Raw genomic sequence first — 26,458 nt, 5'->3', positions numbered from 1 at the left:
ACAATACAATTTGTGCTATTAAAACAGCTGACAAGTATTATAATCCTCATATAATATACGAATTTACAATACAATTTGTGCTATTAAAACGCCAGCTAAGATAGTCATTGAGTGCCTGAATGTGTTATTTACAATACAATTTGTGCTATTAAAACTGAAATTGTGGAAAGATGCAGATGGTAGATACTTGATTTACAATACAATTTGTGCTATTAAAACAGTTTTGAAACTTTCGCAGAAGCACTAAAAGCATCATTTACAATACAATTTGTGCTATTAAAACGTGGTTTAAGTATTCCTCCAATTTTTCTTTTATTCCATTTACAATACAATTTGTGCTATTAAAACGGATGTTTCAATCCACAACTAAAAGTTTCATTTGCATTTACAATACAATTTGTGCTATTAAAACTAGCACAAGAGTGTTAAAAATACAAGATGTAGGGAGATTTACAATACAATTTGTGCTATTAAAACAAAAAATCCTGTTATTAAAAACAAGGTTTCTAATAATTTACAATACAATTTGTGCTATTAAAACTAAATCATTATTAACTTCCTTGTATATCATATCATTTTTTATCAATTTTGTCGATACCTAATTTTTTTTCAAAATTTTAAAGGTTGATTTTTTATTTTAAACTAAAAATATTTAAGAAAATTAGTAAAAATCAGTGATTTTAAAAATCTGTCGATATACAGGGATTTTTTAGTTATTAGGCATCGACAGATTAAAAATATTGAATAGTAGTAAAAGTTTACTATACGAGTATTTACTTTTATAGAAAATAGGATATAATATATTATATTTCAAAGAAAAAAATAACAGAAAGAAAGGTATAAAAAAGACATGAGATTCAAAATTAATATTGAATTAATAAAAGGAAATAGTTTTCCTGTTAATTGGAGATCAAAGATTTTGCGTATTTTAAAAAAAGGATTGAAACAGTGTGATCTTGATATTTTTGAAGATTTCTTTGGAACTGCAAAACAGAAAAATTATACATGGGCGGTTTATTTTCAGAATGTAAAATTTGAAAAAAATGAAATTAGATTTTTAGGCGATGAAAAAAAGGCTACAATTAATTTTTCAGCGTACGATAATGTTGATAGTTTGAACATTTATAATGCTTTTTCAAGTCTTAGGTTTAAAGAGATAGAAATTTCGGAAGAAACAAAGGTTGTGGTTACTAACATTTCGATTTTACCGAGAAAAATTATAAAGGACAATGTATTAATCGTTAAAACTATGTCCCCAATAGTTTGCCGTGATCATAATCAGGAGACTAAAAAAGATGCATACTATATAGGAACAGACGATAAATTTACTGAAATTATAAAAAGAAATCTTTATACAAGACTTAAAGAATTAAAAGGAGAATATGTAAAAAAAGATATTGAAGATTTGATAATAGATTCAAGTCAGACTAAAAAAATCGTTGTAAAGCATTATGATAAGACTAAAAAAGATAAAACTTTAAATTATGAAAATAAATTTAATGGTAAATTTTTGGATACTTCAGTTGGTATATTGAAATTGGAAGGGAAAAGTTATATTTTGGATTATATTTATAATGCAGGGCTTGGGAGCATAACTGGAAGTGGATTTGGAATGCTGGAAAAATTGAAATAATTTGAATTAGGAAAAGGTAGAAAAATGAGTGATGAAAAAATAGAATTGAAATTGAAGGATTGGTTATTTAATGCTGGATTGTTAGGATTTATAAATATTCTTGGAGAAGAAGCAAGAAATAATGGAGAACTGGAAATAGATGATAAAAATCGCTTAATAAGATTTTCTCCAAAAGTTCTGGAAAACTTTGAGTATAAATATTTTGATTTTTTTATAAAAAGATATGGGAAAACACTAACTTATGGTAAAATCCTGGAATTTGAAAAATACATTGATGAATTTGAGGAAAATGGAGAAAAAATTAGAAGTATTAATGAATTAAAAATGATAAATGACAAAATTACATTTTTCAAAGCTAAAATTAAATCTGCAAGTTATAAGAAGGCGTATGATTTTATAGAAAAAGACGGGACTAATAAAATTTTAGGACTGGAAAAGGAATTAAAAAAAATAAAAGAACCTAAAGAAAATATTGATGAAATTTCAAAAGATGATGTAAAAAATAATATCAAAATTATGAAGGAAATTATTGATTTTTTTAAGAAGAAAATAACTGATAAGAACGGAAATGTAAAAAATTATCTTGCTGCTAAAAATATAGCTTATGTAATAATAAATAATGCCTGGAGCAGTGTATCATTTTTAAATAGGGCAAATGCCGCTAAAGATATTTATGAAGAACATAAATCATATTTTGTAGAACCTGCATTAGAATATGTTAATGCTGACAAGTCTAAATTTAAATATAAATGTGTACTTTCGAATATGCTAATGAAGGATTATAAAAATACATTAGGATTTTTAAATGACACAGGTTTTGATGTGAATAGAAAGCCGTCACATGTCTGGAATTTTGTAAATGATATTGCAGTAACTCCTTTAGTTACATTGGTTTATTCCTGCGTTCCGGCAGGATTTATATACGGAGCTGACAAAGGAATATTCGTAAATGCAAATCATAATATAGACCAATTATGTAAAATAAATAATGGAATTGCATATAATATTTTAGAAGATGAGTCGGAAGAAAAGAATATAAATCTGTATAAAAATTTATTGAAGGAAATCAAGAAAGAAAAAGACAATACAAAATATGAATTATCAGATATTCAGATTGTGAAGTTTGAGGAAGGACATTATAAGTTTACTTTATTGTCACGAAATATTTTAAAACTTTTATCTGAAAATAAAGAAAAATTAGATGCCTTATTAGATAAATGGTATTTAATTGATAGAAGGTATTTTTATCTTTATGATACAACAATAACAGAATTGTTAAATAATCAAAATTTATTCTCATTAATAAACAAATTATGTTATTATAAGATTTCAAAAACAAAATTATCTTGTAAACTAAAAAATATAGAAGATTTGCTAAAAATAAATTTGGATTATATCAGGAGGTTGAAGAAAATGGATAAGCAAGAAATAATTGAAAAAAAGGAAAATAAGAAAACATCAGAAGAATTAACAGAAAAAGATATTTTCTATATAAGAAGAGATGCAATGATTTTTAGGGAAGAATATATAAGAAAAAGTGGAAATGATAAAAAGATTGGAAGTCTGTTATACAGACTTCAGAATGCTTTGAGAATTAATAATGTTGATATGTTTATGGATGCACTGATTTCAGCTCATGCTTATGCAGGAAAAAATATTAGCTCACTTTTTGCTAAAGCACTTTTAAATGATGAAAATTTTCAGACATTAGGTCATGGATTTTTATTAGGTTTATTAGGTGAAGATAAAAGTAAGAATGAAAATAAGACAGATAAAAAAGAAGGGAATGAATAATTATGAATAAAAAAGGTTTAACTTTTACAGCAATATTTTTGGCACAAAGTGCTAACTATGGAGAAGGAATAGGAAATGTTGCAGCATTAAAGAAATTATCAAGAAATAAGGGGGAACAATACACATATATTTCTAGACAGGCAATAAGATATAATATTATAGAACAGCTTGGAGAAGAAAAGTCACCAGTAAAAGCAGAAGGAAGTGGAGACAAGAAAATAGTTCAATTTTCAGCAGATACGACAATTAAAGATTATCCTGAACTTGATTTTTTTGGATATATGAAAACAATAAAAGGTGAAAATTCTAAAAATCGTTCTGCAATAGTAAGACTGTCAAATGCAATTTCATTGGAAACATTTAAAGGGGATTTGGAATTTTTAACAAATAAAGGATTAGCTGATAGAATTGGAGAATTTCCAAATATAGCACAGGCTGAAATACACAAATCTTACTATAAATATACAGTTACTATAGATTTAGATAGAATTGGAATAGATGAATTGGATGAAATTGAAGTTTCAAATGAAGAAAAATCAAGAAGAGTGAAAAAACTTCTAGATACGATTTCATTACTTTATAGGGATATTAAAGGAAGAAGGGAAGATTTGAAACCCTTATTTATAATAGGTGGAGTGTATGATATAAAAAATCCATTTTTTGAAAATATAGTGGATGTTAAAAATAACAAGATTCTAGCTGATAAACTGTGTAGCGGAATCTATGATTATATTGAAGAAGATACAATCTCCGGAATTGTGAAAGAACAATTTGAAAATGATACAGAAGTTGAAGAAAAATTAAAAGGAAAAAACATAAATGTACTAGATGTTCCTGAATTTTTCAAACAGTTAAAAGAAAAGGTTGATAATTATTATACAGAGAAAGTTGATGGATAACTATGAAGGCAATTAAATTGAAATTGTATCAAAATATGGTGAATTATAAAGTTCCAACAAGTTTTCAGCTGAAAGAAAGCTATCCTTTGCCACCATATTCGACAGTAATTGGAATGGTTCATTCCCTCTGTGATTTTAAGGAATATAAACCGATGAAAATAAGTATCAGTGGAAATTACTTTTCTAAGGTTAATGACTTATATACAAGATATGAATTTAAAAATGGAAATCCTTTTGAAATGGGAAGGCATCAATTAAATGTAAATGGTTATGGTATTAATAGAGGAGTTGCAACTGCTGAACTGCTGGTTGACGTAAACTTGACAATTCATATTATTCCGGAAGACCAGTCAGAAGAATTTTTAAATACCATTTTTGAAGCATTCAAATATCCAAGAGAATATCCAAGCTTAGGAAGAAGAGAGGATATTGTGTTAATTAAGGATGTTAGGATTGTAGACGTAGAAAAGAAAGAAATGGAAGAGGATTTAGAAAATGGAGAAGAAGTGTTTGCATATATTCCTTTAAGTTTTGTATATGATGAAAAAGTTGAATTTGGTAATCCTGCCTCAGGTGTTCGTATTTGTGGTACGAGATATGAATTGACAAAAAATTATGAAACTAAAAATATTGGTACAAAAGCAAAACCAAAATTTATAAGGGAATGGAAAAAGGAAGAAGTGCTATATTCTTCAAATATAACAGCATTGGAAGAAGAAATAGTTCCAGTTGATGAAGATAATGAAATTGTTTTTTGTGAGTTGTAATTTATAGGAGAAATTAATTATGAAAAATGAGTTTTTGGCAAAATCTAATGGTGAAACAATAATGGAGCATACAGAAAATCTGATTAATAACTTTAAAAACTTTTTTACAATATATTCTGAGATAAATGTGGATAAAGAATTATTATTACTTGCCTGTATTTATCATGATCTTGGGAAAATAAATAAAAAATTTCAAAGTAAGTTATCTGGTCAAAAGCAAAATGGAGAACTTCCTCATGGACTATTAAGTACTTCTTTTATAGATAGCAAAAGTTTAAGTGAAAATGGTTTTGATAAAAGTGATATTAAAGTTTTATCCTATTCTGTTGCATTACATCATGAAAGAGATATTTCAGAAATTGAAGAAGAAGATTTTTCGTCAGAAATAGAATTAATGAACATTGAAGCAGACTATTTTCTAAAATATTTGGAAAAGTTACAAAATATATATTTTGACTATGTGAATAAGAATATAGAAGAAAATTTAAAGTATTCTATTTTTAAAATCGAGAATGAAAAAGTAAAATTAAAGAAATTAAGTAAAAAATATTATAAATTAAATGGAAGAATCTATTCTCAAGATTTTATCTTATCAGAAAAGGAAACCTTTGAAACTTTTCAAAAATATGTGATGTTAAAAGGATTACTGAATAAAATAGATTATGCTGCAAGTTCATATATTCCGGTTGAGGAAAAAAATGATTTTCTTGAAGAAAAAATGGATGATTTTCTAAAAAATGTATTGAAAAAGGATAATCCTAAAAATGACTGGAACGAGTTGCAGAAGTTTATGATTCATAATCAAAATGAAAATGTTGTAGTGGTGGCACAGACAGGATATGGAAAGACTGAAGCGGGGCTACTTTGGATAGGCAATAATAAGGGATTTTTCACATTGCCGCTAAGAGTAGCAATTAATTCCATTTTTAATAGGGTGAAAAATCAGATTGTGATTGAAAAACTAGAAAATAGAATAGGGCTGCTACATTCAGATTTTAGAGAAATATATATAGAAGATACAAAAAAGAAGGAAAAAAATAATCTAGAAAAAATGGATAATGATGATCTGTTTATGTATATAGATAAAACAAAGCAGCTCTCCTTACCATTGACAGTCTGCACAATAGACCAGCTTTTTGATTTTGTTTTCAGAGCACCGGGATTTGAATTAAAAGTTGCTACACTATCTTATTCTAAAGTGGTTATTGATGAAATTCAGATGTATTCAACGGATTTATTAGCTTATTTGATATACGGACTTAAATATATTACAGATTTTGGTGGGAAATTTGCTATAATGACTGCCACTTTACCAGGAATTATCATAGATTTGTTAAAAAAGGAAGAAATAGAATTTGTAACTACAGAACCTTTTATAAATGATAAAAAAAGACATAATATAAAAGTATTAAAAGATACTATCAATGCTGAATTTATAAAAGAAAATTACAAAGATAATAAAATTTTAGTTGTCTGCAATACTGTCAAAAAATCCAAACAAATGTATGAAAATTTGAAAAATTTAGGAATAGAGTGTAAAGAATTGAATCTACTTCATAGCCGATTTATAAAAAAAGACAGGGCTAAAAAAGAAAAGGAAATTTCTGAATTTGCCAATCCTAAAAGATTTAAACAAAGTGTAAAAAAAGAAAGAAAATCAAAAAATATTTTTGAAAATGGAATCTGGATTGGTACACAAGTAGTTGAAGCATCTCTTGATTTGGATTTTGATATTCTTATTACAGAATTATCAGATTTGAATGGACTTTTTCAGAGAATGGGAAGATGCTACAGAAATAGAGAAATTTTGGATGAAAAATATAACTGCTATGTTTTTACGGAAGAGTGTTCCGGAATAAAGGGTTCTAAAGCAGTTATAGATAAAGAAATTCATCAAAAATCTAAAGAAGCCTTGATAAACATTGATGGATTACTTACAGAAAAGGAAAAATTGGAATTGATTGATAAGGTTTATTCAACTGAAAGTTTAAAAGATACGGAGTATTATGGAAAATTAGTAAAAAATATTTATGCTTTGAAAAATTATATAGTGGAATATGAAAAAACAAAATCAGAAGTACAGAAAATCTTTAGAAATATTGCTTCAAGAGATATAATTCCAAAAATTATTTATCAAGAAAATAAAGAAGAAATAGAGAAAAATATTGAAATCCTACAGAAGAAAACAAAGGGATTAAATGAAAAAGAGCGGAAAAATTTAAGAAGTGAAAAAATAGAAGCAAGACGAGAAATAAATCAATTTAAAGTAGCAATTCCTGAATATGAACTTGATGATATTTCTCCTGAACAAGTAGAAAAAATGGAAATAAATGATTATGAAACATTGATTATTTTAGATTGTGATTATTCGTATGAAAAAGGATTTGAAGTAAAAATAAAAAATCGAGATTTTTTTGAAGATAATACTTTTTAAATGTTATGAGGTGAAACAATGAAAATAACAGGAATTATGATAAACTATTATTTTATATGCAAACGTAAATTGTGGTGCCAGTCTAAAAATATTAATCTTGAAGAGGAAAATGAAAATGTTCAGCTAGGAAAATTAATTGATGAAAATAGTTATAGTTCGGAAACTAAACAAATTATGATAGAAGAAACAGTCAACATTGATTTTATCCGTAAATGGCAAGTTGTTCACGAAATAAAAAAAAGTAAAGCTGTGGAAGAGGCGGCAATTTGGCAAGTAAAATACTATATTTATTTTCTAAAACAGCGTGGAATAAAAATTGAAAAAGGGATTATTGATTATCCTGTAATTAGGGAACGTAAGGAAATAATTTTGACAAAAGAGGACGAAAATACATTGAAGGAAATTTTAATTGATATTGAAAAAATTTGTAAAAATGAAAAAGCTCCTCCTGTAATTAATGATAAAATTTGTAAAAAATGTGCATACTATGAATTTTGTTACATTTAAAATTAATAAAAAAATATCATAAAGAGAGGTATAAAATGGCAGAAAGTTATTTTATTTTTTCCAGCGGTGAATTAAAACGTAAAGATAATGTTATAAGAATAACAGCGCCAGATGGACGTTTTAAAGATATAAAAATAGAAGTTACAAGAGATATTTACTTATTTGGAGAAGTTTCATTAAATACAAAATGTTTAAATTACTTGGCACAGAATAAAATTCCTGTTCATATTTTTAATTATTATGGTTTTTACACTGGAACATTTTATCCAAAAGAATCAAATGTTTCTGGAAAACTATTCGTAAAGCAAGTTGAAAATTATACAGACAATGCCAAAAGAATTGAATTAGCACAATTAATAATAGATGCAGCAAGCACAAATATTTTGCGAAATTTAAGATATTATCAGGAACGAGGAAAAGATTTAGAATCCATAATAACAGAAATTAAGGCACTGAAAAAAGGAATTTTTAGAACAAACGAGATTAATGAATTAATGGGAATTGAAGGAAGTATCAGACGTACTTATTATACCGCATGGAATACAATTGTTAATCAGGAAATTGACTTTGAAAAAAGAGTAAAAAGGCCACCAGATAATATGATTAATACAATGATTTCTTTTTTGAATACACTAGTTTATACAGCATGCCTTTCAGAAATTTATGTCAGTCAATTAAATCCCACAATTAGCTATTTGCATAGTGTAGGAGAAAGAAGGTTTTCATTATCACTTGATATTGCTGAAGTGTTTAAGCCTCTTTTGGCAGATAGAATTATTTTTTCTCTTTTGAATAAAAAAATGATAACAGAAAAAGATTTTGTTAAAGATTCAAACTATTTTTACATGAAAGAAAATGCACAAAAATTGATTTTAAAAACTTTTAACGAAAGATTAGAAACCTCAATAAAACATAGAGATTTAAATCGAAAAGTTTCCTATCGGCACCTGATGCGTTTAGAAGCATACAAATTAGTAAAACACTTGCTAGAAGATAAAAAATACGAAGGATTTAAAATATGGTGGTAATATGTATATAATTTTAGTGTACGACATTCTAACAGAAGACAATGGTCCCAAAATTTCTCGAAACGTATTTAAAATTTGTAAAAAATATTTAACAAATGTACAAAAATCAGTATTTGAAGGAGAAATAACACCAGTATTATTAAAAAAACTAAACCTTGAACTAAAACGTCACATTCGTAAAGACAAAGATTCATTAATCATTTTTAAATCACGTCAAGAAAAATGGCTAGAAAAAGAATTTTGGGGAATAGAGGACGACAAAACTTCAAATTTTTTTTAACAGCGATAGATTATAATAAAATGCGACAAATTTAAAATAAAATTTGTTAAGCTTATAAATTTTAGATTTTAATGGCACAATTTGTATTGCAATTGACAAAAGATATAAAAATAAAAATAGATTTTAAAATTTTAGAAAAATTAGGTTTAATATTGTAAAAAAGAGAAATTAAATGAAAAGAAAAATTAAAAGGATTAACTACTGCTTTATACAGAAATTAATCCTTGTTAGTAAATTAAATTATGTCCAACTTTTGAAGTCAGATCATTTTTAGAATTAGACATTCCGTCTTTCTCTTTCTCTTCTTTCCCTTCTTGAAAGTGGACGTTGCGGTTCAGATGGCATTCTGTCTGAAACATCGTCACCAATCATTTCATTTTCATCGTGTTCGTATTTTACATTAGAAACTTCCTCGTGTGTCAAGTTATTCGTATCTTCTTCACCACGTACTCTTAATTTCAGTATAAATGAACTTGTTTCACGTTTTATTGCATCTATCATTTCATTGTAAATATCATAAGCGACAATTTTGTAATCGTGAATTGGATTTCTTTGTCCATATGAACGAAGTCTTATTCCTTCACGTAACTCTGTTAAATCTTTTAAATGCTGTCTCCATTTAGAATCCAGTACTTCCAGCATTATATACCTCTCAATTCTTCTGAAAATTTCTTCTCCAATTGCCTCTTCCTTTTCATCGTAAAGTTTTATCAAATCATCGTAAACTTTATTTGAAATATCTTCTGCACTTGCATTTTCCAGACCTTCTGAAATTTCATATCCAAATGTTTCCTGAAGTTTATCTGACAATAAATTAAAGTCTTTTTCTCCGCTTCCTTCACCGACATAAGCTGAATTTACAATATCGTCCACAGTATCTGAGATCATTGCTGTAATTAACTCTTTTAAATTTTCATTTTTCAAAATCGCATCTCTTTGTTCATAAACGACTTCTCTTTGAGTATTATTTACATCATCATATTCAATAAGACTTTTTCTTGATGAAAAGTTTCTACTTTCAATACGTTTTTGTGCATTTTCAACAGATTTACTGATTTGTTTATGACGAATTTCCTCATCTTCATCAATTTTTAGCATTTTCATCATTGTTTTTAATCTGTCTCCACCAAATAATCTCATCAAGTCATCATCAAGTGATAAGTAGAATTCTGATGTTCCTGGATCTCCTTGACGTCCCGCACGTCCTCTTAACTGATTATCTATACGTCTACTTTCATGTCTTTCTGTCCCCAGGATAAACAATCCACCAGCGGCGATAACTTTTTTCTTGTCTTCTTCACATTCCTTTACATACGCCTTATGAACTTCATCATATTCAGGTGTCCCTTTTACTGCCACTTTAGCTGCAAAAGATTCTGCATCTCCACCAAGTTTTATATCTGTTCCACGTCCTGCCATATTTGTTGCGATTGTTACTGTTTTGTAACGACCTGCCTGGGCAATGATTTCTGCTTCTCTTTCATGATGTTTAGCATTTAATATTTCGTGTGGAATTTTTTTCTTTTTCAATAATGCTGAAACTTCTTCCGAATGTTGAATTGATGCTGTACCGACAAGGACTGGCTGCCCTTTTTGATAAAGTTCTTCGATTTTTCTTGCGATTGCTTTGTATTTAGCTTTTTTATTCATATAAATTACATCTGGCAAGTCAACTCTGGCAACAGGTTTATTTGTAGGCACTACAATAACTTTTAAGCTATAAATTTGTTTAAATTCATCTTCTTCTGTTTTTGCAGTTCCTGTCATTCCTGATAATTTTTCATACATTCTAAAGTAATTTTGCAATGTAATTGTCGCAAGAGTCTGATTTTCTCCAGCAACTTCCAGTTTTTCCTTAGCTTCTATCGCCTGATGTAAGCCATCTGAATAACGTCTTCCATCCATAAGACGACCAGTAAATTCATCAACTATAATAACTTCATTTTCATCATTGATAATATAATCCCTGTCCAATTTAAATAATTCTTTTGCTTTTAAAGCCTGTGTCAAAAAATGAGTAAGTTCTACATATTCTGGCGAATATAAGTTATCAATTTTTAATATTCTTTCAACATTTTTAATCCCTTTATCTGTAATTGTTACAGTATGAGATTTTTCGTCAACTTCATAATCTTCCCAATCTTCATCTGGTATTACAGTATTTTTCTTGTCCTTAATTTCTTCAGTTTTATAACTTCTTTTCAATCTTTTAGCAACTTCAGCAAAGGTATTGTACCATTCTGTAGTTTCTTCAGCGGCTCCCGAAATAATAAGCGGTGTTCTTGCCTCATCAATCAGAATCGAATCAATCTCATCGACAATTACATAATTATGTCCACGTTGTACTTTATCTTCAAGTTCTCCTACCATGTTGTCTCTCAAATAATCAAATCCGAACTCATTATTTGTTCCATAAGTAATATCGCAGTTGTAACTAGCTTTTCTTTGTTCTGGCGTAATATTTCCAACAATTACTCCTGAAGTTAGTCCTAAAAATTCAAAAAGTTCTGCCATAATATCTCTATCCCGCTTTGCAAGATAGTCATTAACTGTTACGACATGCACTCCTTTTCCTGTCAATGCATTCAAATAAATTGGAAGCGTTGCCATCAGAGTTTTTCCTTCCCCTGTTTTCATTTCCGCAATGCTACCTTTATGAAGAATCATTCCACCAATCAGCTGAACATCATAATGACGCATTCCCATTAGTCTTTTAGAAGTTTCTCTGACTGTTGCAAATGCTTCTACTAAAATATCATCTAGTGTTTCTTTTTTTAATCTTTCTTTAAACTCTACTGTTTTATGCTGCAATTCTTCATCTGTCATTTTTTCAAAAAGTGGCTCAATTTCATTAATTTTATTCACCAGTTTTTTCATTTTTTTTATTTCTCTCTCGTCTGATGTACCAAATATTTTTTCTCCTATTTTTTTTAACATAATTTCAATCCTTTCTCATCATTTATTTTCTTTTGTTACAAATTATCAAAATATTTGGCTTTTATTCTCTTGCTCTTAAATTATTTTCACTTTTTTTCATAAGAAAGATTCCTATATCTCCAATATTTTTAGAATTTTTTTGAATATTTTTCTCTTTTTCCAAAAAAATATTCTGATTTTTTTCAGATGTTAAAAACTCTTTATTCTTTTGCTTTTCCTTACGTTTCCCTATTTTTCTCAGTTCCTGTGTAAGTTTTTTATTATTTTGACTTTCAATTTGATTAATTTTTACAATCAAATCTTTAATGTCTTCGTGCGTCAAATTGTTTTCATCTACAAAAACACTTAATTTATAACTAAATCCTGGTGTCCCTAAAAGACTTGAATAAGTCATCATAAAAACAATGCAAGTCATAATAAGCATTACATTCTTACGTTTATTTATAACTATTTTTTTCACTATATTTATGCTCCCAAAATCTTATCATTTTAATTTAAAAACTCACTTATTATATCATTTATTCAAATTTTTGTCTATTCATTGGAAAATATTCCCTTTATTTTTATTAATTTTTTTATAAAAATTTACTGCATTTTTATTTTAAATTGTACCACTATTGACAAAACAGAAATATAAGGTACACTTTTATTGACAAGTAGATTTTTTTTTGTAAAAAATAAATAAAAATTAGGAGGAAGAAAAATGGCAAGTATTTTAGGGAGATTTAAAGACATTATGTCAGCTAATATTAATTCACTACTGGATAAAATGGAAAATCCTGAAAAAATGATAGATCAATATGTGAGAAATATGGAAAGAGATCTTAATAGCGTAAAATCAGAAACAGCGGCAGTTATGGCTCAAGAAAGCGCTGCAAAAAGAAAAGTTATAGAATGTGAAGATGAAATCAAAAAGATGGACACATATGCTAGAAAAGCATTAAAATCAGGAAATGAAAGTGATGCAAAATTATTTCTTGAAAAAAAGGCTACTCTTCAGACTAAATTAGAATCACTTAACAATGATAAAGAAGTTGCAGCACAAAATGCTCTAAAAATGCGTGAAATGCACGATAAACTTGCAAGTGACATTCAAAAATTATCTGCAAAACGAAGTGAAATCAAGGCAAAAATGAAAATGGCAAAAACTAGCGAAAGAATTAGTTCTCTTTCAGGTGCAGGACCAAACGGAAACGTTTCAGCCTTTAATGCAATGGAAGAAAAAGCCAATAGAATGATTGACGAAGCAAATGCAAAAATGGAATTAAACATGCCAAAAAGTGACGGAATTGATGATTTAATGAAAAAATATGATGATAATTCATCAGAAACATCTTCAGCAGTTGACGCTGAACTTGAAAAAATGAAAAAGGAAATGGGACTAGAATAAGAAAAGGAGAAATTAATTATGGGATTATTCGGTAATCAATTTGCAAATGTCATTGAATGGGAAGAATACAACGATGATATGTTATTTTGGAAATGGTCAAACAAGGAAATCAAAAAAGGTTCAAAACTTATTATAAAACCTGGACAGGATGCGATATTTCTCTATAACGGCAAAGTGGAAGGAGTTTTTGTAGATGATGGAAGATACGACATTGAATCTCAAATTATTCCATTTTTATCCACATTAAAAGGTTTCAAATTTGGATTTAATTCTGGAATAAGAGCCGAAGTGCTGTTTATCAATACGAAAGAAGTTACTGTAAAATGGGGAACTAAAAATGCTGTCAATATTCCAGCGCCAGGACTTCCGGGAGGAATGCCAATCCGTGCTTTCGGTACAATGGCCTGTAAAATTGATGATTATAATGTTCTTATTGATAAAATCGCTGGAATTAAACAACAATTTTATATTGATGATGTGAAAGAACGTGTAATTTCAATGTTAGATCAACTACTTATGAAATGGATTTCAAGAGAAGGGAAAGATATGTTCAATCTTCAAATAAATTCATTTGAAATAAGTGCTGGAATAAGACAAGATTTAGACATGGAAATGAGAAAAATGGGACTGTCTGTTCCAAGCTTTTCAGTTTCTAGTTTTAATTATCCCGAAGAAATCAAGCGAATGCAAGAAAAAGCCGCAGGACAAAGTATGGTTGGCGATGTAAACAGATACACTCAAATGGCTATGGCTGATTCTATGGGAAATGATTCTTCAGGGGGAAATATGGCAAGCAATATGGCTGGAATGCAAATGGGAATGATGATGGGACAGCAAATGATGAATCAAATGCAAAACCAGAATAATCAAAATCAACAATCCCAATCATCATCTCAAAATCAATCTTCAGCTTCATCCGATGCTACTCCACCAAAATTCTGTCCTGAATGCGGAACAAAAACAAATGGAGCAAAATTTTGTCCTGAATGTGGAAAAAAATTAGTATAATTAAATTATTAAGGGGTTATTTTAAACCCCTTATTTTTAAATCTAATATTAGTAATTATAAATATTTAAATTATAAAACAATTCTTAAAATTTTATCAGTATTATTTGAACTAACAATATTATATAATTTTCAAAACAGCTTTTTGTTTTTCAACTTTTTCCTCAGTCAAAACAAATGCCTCTAAAATCATATTTTTAGACTCTTCCACATTTTCACCATTATTATAATAAATTTCAGCAATTTTTTCGTTTTTAGCTATCTTTTCTCCTACTTTTTTGAAAATATTTATTCCAACTGCATGGTCAATTTCATCTTCTTTTTTTGCACGTCCAGCACCTATAATCATTGCTGCTTTTCCAATTTCTTCTGTTTTTATTTTTTTTATATATCCTTCTTTTTCAGAAAAAATTTCCATTACGGATTTTGCTTTCGGCAATAAGTCATAATTATTTACAAGCTCTTTATTCCCACCACTTTCTTCAATAAATTCAGATAAAATTTTCAATGCGCTTCCATCGTTTATTACTTTGTCAATTTTTTCCTTCGCTTCTTCCAGTTCCTTTACTTCTCCTTTTTCCTTTAATGCTAAACTTGCAATTGTATAAACAACTTCTTTTAAATCATCTGCATAATTTCCTTTTAGAAACTCTATTGCCTCAATAATTTCATTTGCATTTCCAACTGCATGTCCTAGCGGCTCATCCATATTACTTAACACAACCCTTACTTTTCTGTCGGCTCCTTTTCCTATTTCAATCATTCTTTCCGACAATTTTTCAGCTAGCTCCAAATTTTTCATAAAAGCTCCATCCCCAACTTTTACATCAAGAATTATAACATCTGAATGAATTGCCAGCTTTTTACTCATAATGCTGCTTGCAATTAGCGGAATACTTGGCACAGTCGCTGTAACATCACGTAAAGAATACAATTTTTTATCAAGAGGGACAATTTTATCGCTGTAGCCCATAAGCCCAACTCCTGTCTTATTGGCAATTTTCACAAGTTCATCTTTCGTAGTTGAAAACCTAAATCCTTTAATTGACTCAAATTTATCAATTGTTCCCCCAGTATGTCCAAGACCTTTTCCTGATAATTTAACATTCCCCATTCCAAGTGCTGATAAAATTGGGGAAAGTACAACAGTAACCTTGTCTCCAACTCCCCCTGTACTATGCTTGTCCACTAAAAATCTGTTTATTTCATCAAATTTTATAACATCTCCAGAATCTCTCATTAACATTGTAAATTTTAACAATTCTTCCTGCGACATATCATTAAAGTAAACTGCCATAAGAAATGCCGACATTTGATAATCAGGTATATCTCCAGCTAGATATCCATTTAACAAGAACTCAATTTCTTTATCTGAAAGTTTTTCGTTATCACGTTTTTTTTGAATTATATCTACTGCTCTCATAAAATCAACTCCTAAATTTTAAATTTCTACTTAAAAAATGAAAAGAAAAGGTTGCTTAAAAGAACGATACTTTTTAATAATATCAACCTTAAACAACCATTTTTATATAAACAATCTAAAAAAATTAAAATTTATACACTTAAAAATTATCTTGATGCTTTTACAACAATTTTTCCATCTTTAATATCTTGTTTGATTTGTTCCAATTTCTTAAGATTTTCTTCACCAATTTTATCTTTTGTAAATTCAAAATTTGTAGTTCCTACACCATTTTCCTTGATTCCAAAAGTTTGTAACTTAGCTTCAAATTTTCCGTCTACAGCAGCTTTGATTACATCAAATGTTGCATTATCAACATATTTTAACATAGATGTTAAAATTGTTCCTGGATATAAACCGTCTTGGTCAGAATCTACACCGATACCGTAAATATTTTTTTCTTTAACTGCTTGGAAAACTCCCAGTCCACTTGCCCCAGCAGCATGATAAATAATATCTGCACCTTGTTGAACCAATGTTTCAGTTTTAGCTTTAGCTGATGCCTGGTCGTTAAATGCATTGTTTCCTCCAATATAAACAGGTAAAACTTTAATTCCAGGTTTTATATATTTTGCACCTTGTTCGTATCCAGCATAGAATCTGTTAATCAATTCAGATTCATTTGCACCAACAAATCCAATAGTCCCTGTTTTATCCATCATTCCAGCCAATGCTCCAACTAAGAATGAACCTTCCTGTTCTTTAAACAAAATAGAAGCAACATTTGGCAATCCGTTTACAGTTTCGTCAATTATTGCAAATTTTTGATCAGGGAATGTCTGAGCTACTGCAACTAATGAATCTTTCATTGTATATCCAACTGCAATAATTAAATCAAATTCTCCAGATTCCGCGAACTGTGTCAAAGCATTTTTTGCTTCTGTAGCAGGATCTTTGGGCTCATATTCCTTAAAAGTTATTCCCAATTCCTTCTGAGCTTTTTGTAATCCTCTAAAAGTCGCATCATTAAATGATTTGTCACCTTTTCCACCAGTAGAATATACTACCGCCACAGCTTTCTTAGAATTTGTTGAATCAGCAGATGTCTTTCCATCTTTTACCTGCTCCCCTGTAGCTGGTTTATTTCCACAAGCCACAACTAACATTAGTGCAAAAATTACACTAAAAAGCGTTACAATTCTTTTCATTTTCTCCTCCTAAAAATTTTTATTTGTTTACATTTAAATTATACCCCATTTTTTTTAATTGTCAAAATAGTATTTTTAATTTGTTTTGAAAAAAACAAACTACTAAAAATACCCAATATTTTAATTTTGTTCTATAATTTATTAAATTATTAATAAACTATTAAAAGATAATTTTCAATTCCACTATTTCTAAATTACCAAATTTTAACCATCTTTACAAATTCAATTTTTTTCATAAATTTACCTAATCAACTAATGTCGGATTAAAGTCTTCAACCCAAGGCAACCCAAATTTATTAAGGGCATCCATAAATGGATCTGGATTCATTTCTTCCACATTAAATACTCCTGGTTTTTTCCATTCACCAGTAAGCACCATTGCCGCTCCAATCATTGCTGGAACACCTGTCGTATAGGAAATCGCTTGTGAGCTAACTTCCTTATAACATTCTTGATGGTCGCACACATTATAAACATAATAAGTTTTTTCAATCCCATCTTTTTTACCTCTAAAAATATTTCCAATATTTGTCTTTCCTTTTGTTCTAGGTCCAAGTGAAGCTGGATCAGGCAATACTGCTGTCAAGAATTGCAATGGCACAATTTGTTTTCCTTCAAATTCTATTGGCTCAATTGAAGTCATCCCAACATTTTCAAGCACTTTTAGATGAGTCAAGTAACTTTGTCCAAAAGTCATAAAGAATCTAATTCTTTTAATTCCTTTAATATTTACTGCAAGCGACTCCAGCTCTTCGTGGTGCAGTAAGTACATATCTTTTTCACCAATTTGTGGGAAATTGTATACTCTTTTGATTTCCATTGGCTCTGTTTCTACCCATTTTCCTTCTTCCCAGTAACTTCCGTTAGCTGTAACTTCCCTAATGTTAATTTCAGGATTAAAGTTTGTTGCAAATGGATAACCATGATCTCCAGCATTTGCGTCAAGAATATCAATGTAATTTATTTCATCAAAATAATGCTTTTGTGCATACGCTGAAAATACTCCAGTAACTCCTGGATCAAATCCGCTTCCTAAAATAGCTGTAATTCCAGCCTTTTCAAATTTTTCTTTATAAGCCCATTGCCATTTGTACTCAAATTTAGCTGTATCCAACGGCTCATAATTTGCTGTGTCCAAATAATCAGTCTTAGTTTCAAGACAAGCATCCATAATTGTCAAGTCCTGATACGGTAAAGCTACATTTATCACAATGTCAGGCTTATATTCGTTAATCAATGCCACTAATTCAGGCACATTGTTAGCATCCACCTGTGCAGTTTGAATTTCAATTCTTCCAGCATATTTACTTTTTTCAATTCTTTCCTTGATTTCATCACATTTCACTTTTCTACGGCTGGCTATCATAATTGAACTAAATACTTCTGAATTTTGTGCACATTTATGACAAACCACATTTGACACTCCTCCAGCTCCGATTACTAATGCTTTTTTTCCCATTAATTTTTCCTCCTCAATATAAATTTTTTCTTAATAATAATATTATTTCAAAACCTTTTTAATCAATTGTTTTAAATAATATTTTTCTGTCTTTCTTTGTCCATATTATACTGTAAAATCTCTATTCTGTAAATTACTTTTTTTCACTTTTTTGTTATTTTATAATTATTTCAATTTTTTTACAATCTACTTTTTACATAAACGAAAAAATATAGTATAATTAGAACTGTATTATTTTCAAATTATTGTTTTATTAATAAAATTTACTAGATTAAACTAAATTTTAAAGGAATTTGTTTTTAATATAAATGAAAAATATCGGAAGGAAAATATATGCAAGAAAAAGAAGTTTTTAGATTTGAAAAAAGTGGAAATAATTCAAAAGGTTTCTGGGTATTTGTTACGCTTGGTTTTATTGCACTGTTTTTTGGAGGTTTTTCATCCATTGCTGGTTTAGTGATGATGGGATACGGAGTTCATTTATTAACTAAAAAAAATAAAATAATTGTTTATCCAACAGGATTTAGCATATTAGATGAAAATAATTCAAGAAATATTGCTTTTGAGAGAGTTTTAGGAATCAAGGGTGAACTGAATCAAAAAATGAGGATTATATATTTGAAAAAGCCTTTTTATGAATACAATGAACAGGAATTAGAAGATATTTCTAATAATTTTAGTAAATTTTCACGTTCAATTATTTTTGACGATGAATTGCTGGAAAAAGATTTCGCACGTGTATTTAACGTTATAAAAGAGCAGTTTAAAAATTATGTATTTGAAAAATATGATAACGATTTGGAAAAAATCATTGCTTCTCCCTATTTATTTGGACAAATTAATAATGATAAGTTTATCTTCATAAAAAATAAATCTTTTGGAAAAATAACTTATAAAAATATAAAATTAGAATACAAAGACAGGGTAAAAGTAACTACAAACAAAAAAAGTTACATAACTATTGGAAAATTCCATAGAATTCAATCTAACCTAAGTTTTGAGCCACAATGGAAATTTTTATCATCATTTGAAAAATGTGACACTGCTAACCTTGTTAATGCTGTTCTTGTACAGGAAATTCTAACTCAAAAATATAAGATGCAATTTATTAAAAACTAATAAAATTTTATTTTTTTATAGATTCTATATTTTCTAAACATATTAAAATCACTAAAGAATATATTTATTTACAATTTTTAATATCATTATTGAAGAACTTTAAAATTTAAGTTTAAATTAATTGATATATAAGTAAAAAAATAGTATAATTAAAATGAAAACAAATTTAAATATCTTTTTGGAGGGAAATAAATGGAAAATAAGAATTTAGTAAAAATTTTAATTGGAATAATAGTTGCTTTGGTGCTAATTATAGGCTCTATTGTCATAGGTGGTGGCATTTATTATATCATAAGTACGAAAAATAAACTAAATGAGATGGAAAAAACTCAGAAAGAACAGGAAAAAAGACAGCTAGAAAATCAGATGATGGCTTCAATACAGACACAACCTATTGAAAATAATAAGAAAATTGAAACAAAAACTAATGAACCTAAAGCTGAAGTCAAAGAAGTTGATCCGTATGAAAAAAGATTTACAGCTTCTGATATGAATAATACGCTTGTGGAAATTAAGGGAGTTAGAGATGGAAACAGGGTATTAGTTCAAGTTTTGGAAGGAAGAAACAAAAATAAAAAAGGATATATAAATTTAAAAGGTTTTAAAAATATAAGTAACTCTTCTTTAAGGAAATTGATTGGAAGTACCTGGGCTGCATCAGGTATTAATAATGGTGTGGAGATGGAATACGGATTGATACTTCATCAGCCAGATGCAGACATTGATCAAATATACAGTTATAATTTGAATAAAACATTAATAGAAAATGGTTCAGGAGTAACATATGACTGTGGACGTGATACCGCAAGAAATTTTGTACAAACTTACGATGCCTCAGCATGTTATTAAATTCATTATAAACAATTTCTCAGACAGTATAATAAAAATTACTGTCTGATTTTTTTTAGACAAACTTATTTAAAAAATTTTATATTATCTTAAAAAAACAAAAAAATATATTGACATCCAACAAAATATAAAGTATAATTATGTATAAAATAACAGAAATTAAATTACTGTTTTTTATAGAGGCAAAAATTAATATTTAATACTTCTTTCAAATTTTTTAGAAATTTAATGAAATTTAATTATAAATGTGATATAATGCTATTAATCATTTCTAAAGCACACTCTCTTTACTAAAAATAGAGAAAAAGGTTATTAAATTTGGCGATAAAATAATAAAATCAGTAATTTCAAGAAAGGATTAATTATGAAATTAGAAGAAAAGCAATTACCAGAAATGACAGTTCCAGATTTAGAAATTCAAAACTTTAATAAGGAAATCGAAACACAAACAAACTCAGAAAATGAATTGCCTTTATCAGAAAATTTAAATTTAGAAATCAAATCTGAGAAAGACCAAACTGAAAAATTGAAACTATCAGAACAAATTGAAGATCTTAATAAAAAAATGGATGAAATGAAAGAATTATTTTCAAAAAAAATTTTAAGCATAGACTTTGAAAAGGAAACTGCAGATAGACTTCATAAAGAACTGCAAGAATATAAAAATGATATTTATTTCAAATTTATAAAACCTCTTATAATGCATTTTATAGACATGAGAGAAAGTATGAGAAAAAATGTACAGGATTTTAATAATAAAACAGACGAAGATAAATTAAAACTACTTAACAGCTATATAGAAGAAATTCAAATTATTTTAGAAAATAACGATATAGAAATATACGAAACAGATAAAGATATTGATAAAAATGTTGATATGAAAAAACAAAAAATAATAAAAAAAATAGAAACACCATATGAGGAGCTTCATGGAAGAATTTTTCATATTTCAAGTAACGGATATATGTATAAAGGAAGAGTTATTTCACCAGAAAAAGTAGAAGTTAATATTTATAAAAAAACAACAGAAGAATTGAAGGGAGAATAAAATGGCAAAGTATGTATTCGGAATCGATTTAGGAACAACTTATTCTTGTATAGCTCGTGTAGATGATTCAGCAAGAGCTGAGGTAATTAAAAATAATGAAGGAAGCAATACTACACCATCTGTAGTTGCATTTGAGGGGAATAACGTAATAGTTGGAGAAGATGCAAAAGCAGAAGCGGTCTTAAATCCAGAAACTACAGCGGCATTTGTTAAAACGTTAATGGGGAAAACAGATTTTGCGTTTAACTATAATGGAGAAGACAAAACTCCTGAAGAAATATCATCATATATTTTAAGAAAATTAGCACAGGATGCTTCGGTACAGCTAGGAGAAGAAGTTAAAGATGTTGTAATAACTTGTCCTGCCTATTTTGGAACAGCAGAACGGACTGCAACTAAAAATGCTGGGAAAATTGCTGGACTAAATGTATTAGAAATCATAAGTGAACCTACAGCTGCCGCATTGTACTATGGCTGTGCAAAAGAACAGAATGAAAAAACAATATTAGTATACGACCTTGGTGGAGGAACATTCGATGTAACAATTATGAGAATAAGTTCTGATAAAATTGAAGTTATCTGTTCAGACGGAGATCACGACTTAGGTGGGAAAATTTGGGATGAAGCATTAATGCATTACTTATCTGAACAGTTTATAGAAGAAATAGGATATGAAATTGAATTTGATGAATATGCAATGCAGGATTTAAGACTAAAATCTGAAAAAATTAAAAAACAATTAACTTCAAAAACTCAAGCTGGTGATATGCTGGAAGTTATGGGAAATAGAAAAAAAATATCTATAACTCGAGATAAATTTGATGAAATAACTTCCACTTTACTTAATGAAACTTTGAAAAAAACAGAAGAGGCAATTAAAATCGCCAAAGAAAAAGGATACAAAGTAATTGATGAAATTCTGTTAGTTGGCGGTTCCACAAGAATGCCGCAAGTAAAAAAGGCTTTGACTGAAAGGTTTGAAGAAACTGAAATCAAAGTTCTGGAACCAGATGAAGCTGTAGCTAAAGGAGCCGCCATTCATGCTGTAAACGTTTATGTAAACAATCAAAAAAGCCTTACAGAAAAAGATTTTGAGTCAGATAAAGATGTAAAAGTAACAGTTGATGGAGATGAAAAAGAAATAAATGCAAAAGATTATAAAGAAGATTTAACATTCTCTCCTGAAATGATGAGCATTGGTGGAAATACTAGAGAAATCATTATTGCAACAACAAAAAGTTTTGCTATAAAAGTAGAAAATAAAGAAGGTCTCAAAAGATGTTTCAATATGATTATAAAAAATGAAGCTATGCCTAATGGTATCTTAGAAGTTCCAGGAAACTTCAGCACTCTTCACGATAATCAGGCTTCCGTAAATATAGAAATATATGAGAACGACTATATGGATAAATACTTTGATGTAGACGATGATTTAAGAATAGGAAATGCAATATTAGAATTGCCAGAAAATCTTCCAAGTGGCTCTCCAATTGAAATAACTCTTAAATTAAATAAAGAAGGTATTCTCGAAGTAAGAGGGCTGGATAAAACAGGAAATAGGGAAGTAAACGTAAAAATGGAAACAAAAGGCGTAATGTCAGATGAAGATTTAGAAAAAATAAAGCAAAAATCACAAGGTTTAGCAGTATTATAAAAACAAAATTCCAAAAAGATGAAAATAAATCTTATAAGAAAATCTAATTATAAGAAAAAAACTGCTCAGATCACTTTAATGTCTAAAAAATTATGATTTTAAAGTGGTTTGAGTATATTTTAACTTTTTTTTGGAAATTCTTTAGTTATAGGAATTTAAATCGTAAAATATAGAAAAATAAAAGGTATGGAAATGGCAGAAAAAAATAAAATAGAACATAACTGGTATGAAATACTTGAATTAACGTTTTATCCAGTTGCTGAAGAAAATGAAGAAAAAATAAAAAACAGAATTGATGAAAAAAGAAAACAATGGATAATAAATGGATCAGATATTATAAAAGGTACGGATTATAAAATATACTTAAATTTGTACAATAAAGGTATTATATACGAACAGATGCTAGGCAAAAATAATATAAGGGAAAAACTGATAAAAGATGCAAGAAATAATTATTTTAAACCAATAGATGATTTTTTAAATGCTATAGGAAATATTCCAATTACAAATGAAATAATAAAAAAAATTGCAAAAGAATCTAAAAGAGATGAAAAGCTAGTTGTAGAAAGAATACAGCAATCTGGAAAAAAAATAGACTTTGATGAAGCTAAAAAAACAGCATCAGATGCATATAATAATTATTGTAACTATATGAAGAAAAAATTTAAATTTTTAACTGTATTTCGTGGAATTGACCAATATTTAAAAATATTAAATAAAAAAAATTTATATGATTTCTTAATTTCAGAAGGACTAGAATTAAAGACTTTGACTGTTAGTAAAATTGATGAAAAAAGATTAAAATTATTAAAATCAGATGATGAAACTTCTGCCAAAAGAAAATTATACAGCGAATGTGAAAAAATGTTGAAATATACTGAAATAAAAACAGAATACGATGACTATTTGAAATATTTGAAATATAAAGAAGTTTCAGTAATATTATCTAAAATAAAAAAAATATTTAATGTAATAGGAACAACTATTTCAAAAAGACAAAGCGATAACTTTATTAATGAGATTGCAGAAATATTAAAAAATGAAAAAGAAGCAAGAGAAATATTTACAAATTTTTGTGATGAAAATAATTTTCCATACAATATTTCAGAAACTTCAAATAATACAAATAATAATAACACACAAAACAATGAAAGTTTTGACAGTTCTGAAACTCAAAAAACAAGTAATAAATCTTGCGAAAAAGCTCTAGAAGCGATAGATGAATTCAGATTGGCTGATGCTCAGAATTATTTAAAAGAGGCAGAAAACTATTGGTCAGAGAATCCTCAAATTAAGATAATCAAAACAAAATTAAATAAAATAAAAGAGGAAATTATTAGAGAAATTGAAGAAATAAAAAATTGTATAAGAAATGGCAATTATGGAATAGCAGAAGAAAAATATAAACAACTAAAAAATAAATATCCGTATTTAAAAAATGTAGAAATTGAAAAAAGCCTTTACACTCGAAATCGAGAACAAAATCAGGAAACTACTTCATCGGATACCCCAAGATACACAAATAACAATTATTATAGAAATTCAGCACGAACTCGAACTGTAAAAAAAAATAATGTTCCTATTTTTCTCTTAATTGGGATAATAGTCATTTTAATAGCTGTTTTCTCAATAGTTCAGGCTATGAAGCCAAAATATCCTGAAGTAAGCAGTGTTCCTGTTCAAAGCAATATCCCCGCTAAAACTGAAAATACTCAACCTCAAACTAGCAATAGCAATAAAAATAATAGTGAAAATGAAAATTCAAGCCAAGTACAAAATAACAATGACCAGAATCAAAATAATCAAATACAACAAGAAAAGACATCACAAGAACAGGAAATTATAAGTATAGATGATGCAAGCAATTTATCAGATTTACTTTCTAGAGTAAGACAGATTAAAAAAAAGGTTTTAAGTGGAGATCAGAATATATTAAAAAATTATACTCCATTCGGATTACAAATTATTAGAAATTCTTTTTATGCAGAACATGGATACATATTTCAAAAAAATCAGGATATGAATGAATATTTTAACAATTTATCAGGTTATGAAGAAAGTAATCCTGATGCCACAACTATTGAGCAGAATTTTTCACAAGAAGATAGAAACTTCATAAATATAGTAAGAACAATGGAAAAATAGAAAGATGAGATGAGAATAAATGAAAAAAAATAAAATAATAATTTTATCAATAATAATAGTGGTACTTTGTTTGGGAACTGGTGTATTATTATCCAATATCTATAAAAAATCACAAAAAACAAAAGAAAAAAATGAAATAATAAATATAAAAAAAACAGAGAAAAATGTATCTCAAAAAAATAAAAAGAGCAAAGAAAATAAAAACATAAAGAACAATAAAATCTGTATTGATCCAGGACACCAGGAAAAAGCTGATTTAAGAACAGAGGAAATTGCCCCAGGATCAAATCAAAGAAAAGCACGAGTTTTAGGAGGAGCAACTGGAGTTGCAACAAAAAAACCTGAGTATGAATTAACATTGGAAATTGGCTTAAAATTAAGAGATGCTTTAAAAAATAAAGGCTATGACGTATTTATGGTAAGAGAAAAAAATAATGTGAATATAAGCAACAAAGAAAGAGCCTTAATAACAAATAAAGCGGGATGCGATGTGTTTCTAAGACTTCATGCAGATGCAGGAGGTAGCGGTGCAACTGGGGCAAGCACGATCACTTCATCGATAAAAAATCCTAATACTCGAGCCGTTCAGCAATCGAGTGATAAATTCTCAAAAATAGTTCTAGAAGAATATGTAAAAGCCACAGGATTTAAAAACAGAGGAATCTCATACAGGGACGACCTTACTGGAACAAACTGGTCAACTGTAACAAACACACTTATAGAAATGGGATTCTTGTCAAATCCTGAAGATGATAGAAAAATGTCTTCTCCTGAATTTCAGGATTTAATGATAAACGGAATTGTAAACGGAATTGAAAAATATTTTTCAGAAAAATAGTTTAGATTACTTATTTTTCAAATTTTAAAAATTTAATTCAAATATAAATTAACATTCTTTT

General features: G+C 28.2%; 21 protein-coding genes and 1 CRISPR repeat array (1 of these 22 cut by a window edge). Of the genes, 16 read left to right on the top strand and 5 right to left on the bottom strand.

Translation table 11 applies throughout. The features are described 5' to 3' along the window. A CRISPR array of direct repeats spans positions 1 to 541; the repeat unit is 29 nt; unit sequence ATTTACAATACAATTTGTGCTATTAAAAC (it extends 4,865 nt beyond the left edge of the window). Between the two features lie 378 nt (positions 542 to 919). The 8 genes from cas6 to cas2 are packed head-to-tail and all read left to right on the top strand — an operon-like array spanning position 920 to position 9,342. Continuing rightward, entirely contained in the window at positions 920 to 1,633 is a 714-nt protein-coding gene (gene cas6, locus LEBU_RS04030; protein ID WP_238974508.1) for a CRISPR-associated endoribonuclease Cas6, read from the top strand. A gap of 24 nt (positions 1,634 to 1,657) precedes the next feature. Continuing rightward, positions 1,658 to 3,427, top strand: a complete 1,770-nt coding sequence (locus LEBU_RS04025; RefSeq protein ID WP_015769055.1) for a Cas8a1 family CRISPR/Cas system-associated protein — start codon at positions 1,658 to 1,660, stop codon at positions 3,425 to 3,427. Between the two features lie 2 nt (positions 3,428 to 3,429). Further along, entirely contained in the window at positions 3,430 to 4,326 is an 897-nt protein-coding gene (cas7i, locus tag LEBU_RS04020; RefSeq protein ID WP_015769054.1) for a type I-B CRISPR-associated protein Cas7/Cst2/DevR, read from the top strand. Between the two features lie 2 nt (positions 4,327 to 4,328). Then, complete coding sequence (cas5b, locus tag LEBU_RS04015; protein ID WP_015769053.1) at positions 4,329 to 5,093, top strand: type I-B CRISPR-associated protein Cas5b; 765 nt, start codon at positions 4,329 to 4,331, stop codon at positions 5,091 to 5,093. Positions 5,094 to 5,112: 19 nt separating this feature from the next. Beyond that, complete coding sequence (locus tag LEBU_RS04010; RefSeq protein WP_015769052.1) at positions 5,113 to 7,527, top strand: CRISPR-associated helicase/endonuclease Cas3; 2,415 nt, start codon at positions 5,113 to 5,115, stop codon at positions 7,525 to 7,527. Positions 7,528 to 7,545: 18 nt separating this feature from the next. Further along, on the top strand, positions 7,546 to 8,034 hold the full coding sequence (gene cas4 / locus LEBU_RS04005) for a CRISPR-associated protein Cas4 (RefSeq protein ID WP_015769051.1): 489 nt from the start codon (positions 7,546 to 7,548) through the stop codon (positions 8,032 to 8,034). A 35-nt stretch (positions 8,035 to 8,069) separates the two neighbouring features. Continuing rightward, positions 8,070 to 9,062, top strand: coding sequence for a type I-B CRISPR-associated endonuclease Cas1b (cas1b, locus tag LEBU_RS04000; protein ID WP_015769050.1), 993 nt, complete (start codon positions 8,070 to 8,072; stop codon positions 9,060 to 9,062). Position 9,063: 1 nt separating this feature from the next. Then, a complete protein-coding gene (gene cas2, locus LEBU_RS03995) occupies positions 9,064 to 9,342 on the top strand; it encodes a CRISPR-associated endonuclease Cas2 (protein WP_015769049.1) in 279 nt (92 codons plus the stop codon). A gap of 276 nt (positions 9,343 to 9,618) precedes the next feature. On the opposite strand, the gene secA is transcribed toward cas2, so the two are convergent. Continuing rightward, positions 9,619 to 12,279, bottom strand: a complete 2,661-nt coding sequence (gene secA, locus LEBU_RS03990) for a preprotein translocase subunit SecA (RefSeq protein ID WP_015769048.1) — start codon at positions 12,277 to 12,279, stop codon at positions 9,619 to 9,621. A gap of 61 nt (positions 12,280 to 12,340) precedes the next feature. Then, a complete protein-coding gene (locus tag LEBU_RS03985) occupies positions 12,341 to 12,739 on the bottom strand; it encodes a hypothetical protein (RefSeq protein ID WP_015769047.1) in 399 nt (132 codons plus the stop codon). Between the two features lie 243 nt (positions 12,740 to 12,982). On the opposite strand from LEBU_RS03985, the gene LEBU_RS03980 reads away from it, so the two are divergent. Both LEBU_RS03980 and LEBU_RS03975 read left to right on the top strand, forming a co-directional pair. Further along, positions 12,983 to 13,669 carry a PspA/IM30 family protein gene (locus LEBU_RS03980; protein WP_015769046.1) on the top strand — a complete coding sequence of 229 codons (687 nt, stop codon included), beginning with the start codon at positions 12,983 to 12,985 and terminating at the stop codon, positions 13,667 to 13,669. A gap of 18 nt (positions 13,670 to 13,687) precedes the next feature. After that, positions 13,688 to 14,677, top strand: a complete 990-nt coding sequence (locus LEBU_RS03975) for an SPFH domain-containing protein (RefSeq protein WP_015769045.1) — start codon at positions 13,688 to 13,690, stop codon at positions 14,675 to 14,677. 119 nt (positions 14,678 to 14,796) lie between these two features. Here LEBU_RS03975 and LEBU_RS03970 read toward each other — a convergent pair whose 3' ends face one another. The 3 genes from LEBU_RS03970 to LEBU_RS03960 form a co-directional block, all read right to left on the bottom strand. Next, positions 14,797 to 16,098: a thymidine phosphorylase gene (locus LEBU_RS03970; RefSeq protein WP_015769044.1), complete on the bottom strand. Its 1,302-nt coding sequence runs from the start codon at positions 16,096 to 16,098 to the stop codon at positions 14,797 to 14,799. 146 nt (positions 16,099 to 16,244) lie between these two features. Further along, positions 16,245 to 17,285, bottom strand: a complete 1,041-nt coding sequence (locus LEBU_RS03965; RefSeq protein ID WP_015769043.1) for a BMP family lipoprotein — start codon at positions 17,283 to 17,285, stop codon at positions 16,245 to 16,247. 244 nt (positions 17,286 to 17,529) lie between these two features. After that, positions 17,530 to 18,744, bottom strand: coding sequence for a saccharopine dehydrogenase family protein (locus tag LEBU_RS03960; protein ID WP_015769042.1), 1,215 nt, complete (start codon positions 18,742 to 18,744; stop codon positions 17,530 to 17,532). Positions 18,745 to 19,077: 333 nt separating this feature from the next. On the opposite strand from LEBU_RS03960, the gene LEBU_RS03955 reads away from it, so the two are divergent. From LEBU_RS03955 to LEBU_RS03930, 6 genes are all read left to right on the top strand, one after another. Continuing rightward, the gene (locus LEBU_RS03955; protein ID WP_015769041.1) at positions 19,078 to 19,863 is read left to right on the top strand and encodes a hypothetical protein; all 786 of its coding nucleotides are present in this window, start codon (positions 19,078 to 19,080) and stop codon (positions 19,861 to 19,863) included. Between the two features lie 192 nt (positions 19,864 to 20,055). Further along, positions 20,056 to 20,712, top strand: coding sequence for a hypothetical protein (locus tag LEBU_RS03950; RefSeq protein WP_015769040.1), 657 nt, complete (start codon positions 20,056 to 20,058; stop codon positions 20,710 to 20,712). A gap of 364 nt (positions 20,713 to 21,076) precedes the next feature. Then, the gene (gene grpE, locus LEBU_RS03945; RefSeq protein ID WP_015769039.1) at positions 21,077 to 21,760 is read left to right on the top strand and encodes a nucleotide exchange factor GrpE; all 684 of its coding nucleotides are present in this window, start codon (positions 21,077 to 21,079) and stop codon (positions 21,758 to 21,760) included. A gap of 1 nt (position 21,761) precedes the next feature. Further along, on the top strand, positions 21,762 to 23,414 hold the full coding sequence (locus LEBU_RS03940) for an Hsp70 family protein (RefSeq protein ID WP_015769038.1): 1,653 nt from the start codon (positions 21,762 to 21,764) through the stop codon (positions 23,412 to 23,414). Positions 23,415 to 23,606: 192 nt separating this feature from the next. Then, a complete protein-coding gene (locus LEBU_RS03935; RefSeq protein WP_015769037.1) occupies positions 23,607 to 25,559 on the top strand; it encodes a YARHG domain-containing protein in 1,953 nt (650 codons plus the stop codon). 19 nt (positions 25,560 to 25,578) lie between these two features. Continuing rightward, a complete protein-coding gene (locus LEBU_RS03930) occupies positions 25,579 to 26,397 on the top strand; it encodes an N-acetylmuramoyl-L-alanine amidase family protein (protein ID WP_015769036.1) in 819 nt (272 codons plus the stop codon). Positions 26,398 to 26,458 lie beyond the last annotated feature (61 nt).

It is taken from the genome of Leptotrichia buccalis C-1013-b (assembly GCF_000023905.1).
Lineage (GTDB): Bacteria > Fusobacteriota > Fusobacteriia > Fusobacteriales > Leptotrichiaceae > Leptotrichia > Leptotrichia buccalis.
Note: the sequence above shows the minus strand (reverse complement) of the source record. Positions and strands in the feature narration are given on the sequence as shown.

Excerpts from the sequence above, each read along its gene's own strand:
- LEBU_RS04025 (WP_015769055.1), top strand. The coding sequence starts at position 1,658 with ATGAGTGATGAAAAAATAGAATTGAAATTGAAGGATTGGTTATTTAAT.
- cas7i (WP_015769054.1), top strand. The coding sequence starts at position 3,430 with ATGAATAAAAAAGGTTTAACTTTTACAGCAATATTTTTGGCACAAAGT.
- cas5b (WP_015769053.1), top strand. The coding sequence starts at position 4,329 with ATGAAGGCAATTAAATTGAAATTGTATCAAAATATGGTGAATTATAAA.
- LEBU_RS04010 (WP_015769052.1), top strand. The coding sequence starts at position 5,113 with ATGAAAAATGAGTTTTTGGCAAAATCTAATGGTGAAACAATAATGGAG.
- cas4 (WP_015769051.1), top strand. The coding sequence starts at position 7,546 with ATGAAAATAACAGGAATTATGATAAACTATTATTTTATATGCAAACGT.
- cas1b (WP_015769050.1), top strand. The coding sequence starts at position 8,070 with ATGGCAGAAAGTTATTTTATTTTTTCCAGCGGTGAATTAAAACGTAAA.
- cas2 (WP_015769049.1), top strand. The coding sequence starts at position 9,064 with ATGTATATAATTTTAGTGTACGACATTCTAACAGAAGACAATGGTCCC.
- secA (WP_015769048.1), bottom strand. The coding sequence starts at position 12,279 with ATGTTAAAAAAAATAGGAGAAAAAATATTTGGTACATCAGACGAGAGA.
- LEBU_RS03980 (WP_015769046.1), top strand. The coding sequence starts at position 12,983 with ATGGCAAGTATTTTAGGGAGATTTAAAGACATTATGTCAGCTAATATT.
- LEBU_RS03975 (WP_015769045.1), top strand. The coding sequence starts at position 13,688 with ATGGGATTATTCGGTAATCAATTTGCAAATGTCATTGAATGGGAAGAA.
- LEBU_RS03970 (WP_015769044.1), bottom strand. The coding sequence starts at position 16,098 with ATGAGAGCAGTAGATATAATTCAAAAAAAACGTGATAACGAAAAACTT.
- LEBU_RS03965 (WP_015769043.1), bottom strand. The coding sequence starts at position 17,285 with ATGAAAAGAATTGTAACGCTTTTTAGTGTAATTTTTGCACTAATGTTA.
- LEBU_RS03960 (WP_015769042.1), bottom strand. The coding sequence starts at position 18,744 with ATGGGAAAAAAAGCATTAGTAATCGGAGCTGGAGGAGTGTCAAATGTG.
- LEBU_RS03955 (WP_015769041.1), top strand. The coding sequence starts at position 19,078 with ATGCAAGAAAAAGAAGTTTTTAGATTTGAAAAAAGTGGAAATAATTCA.
- LEBU_RS03950 (WP_015769040.1), top strand. The coding sequence starts at position 20,056 with ATGGAAAATAAGAATTTAGTAAAAATTTTAATTGGAATAATAGTTGCT.
- grpE (WP_015769039.1), top strand. The coding sequence starts at position 21,077 with ATGAAATTAGAAGAAAAGCAATTACCAGAAATGACAGTTCCAGATTTA.
- LEBU_RS03940 (WP_015769038.1), top strand. The coding sequence starts at position 21,762 with ATGGCAAAGTATGTATTCGGAATCGATTTAGGAACAACTTATTCTTGT.
- LEBU_RS03935 (WP_015769037.1), top strand. The coding sequence starts at position 23,607 with ATGGCAGAAAAAAATAAAATAGAACATAACTGGTATGAAATACTTGAA.
- LEBU_RS03930 (WP_015769036.1), top strand. The coding sequence starts at position 25,579 with ATGAAAAAAAATAAAATAATAATTTTATCAATAATAATAGTGGTACTT.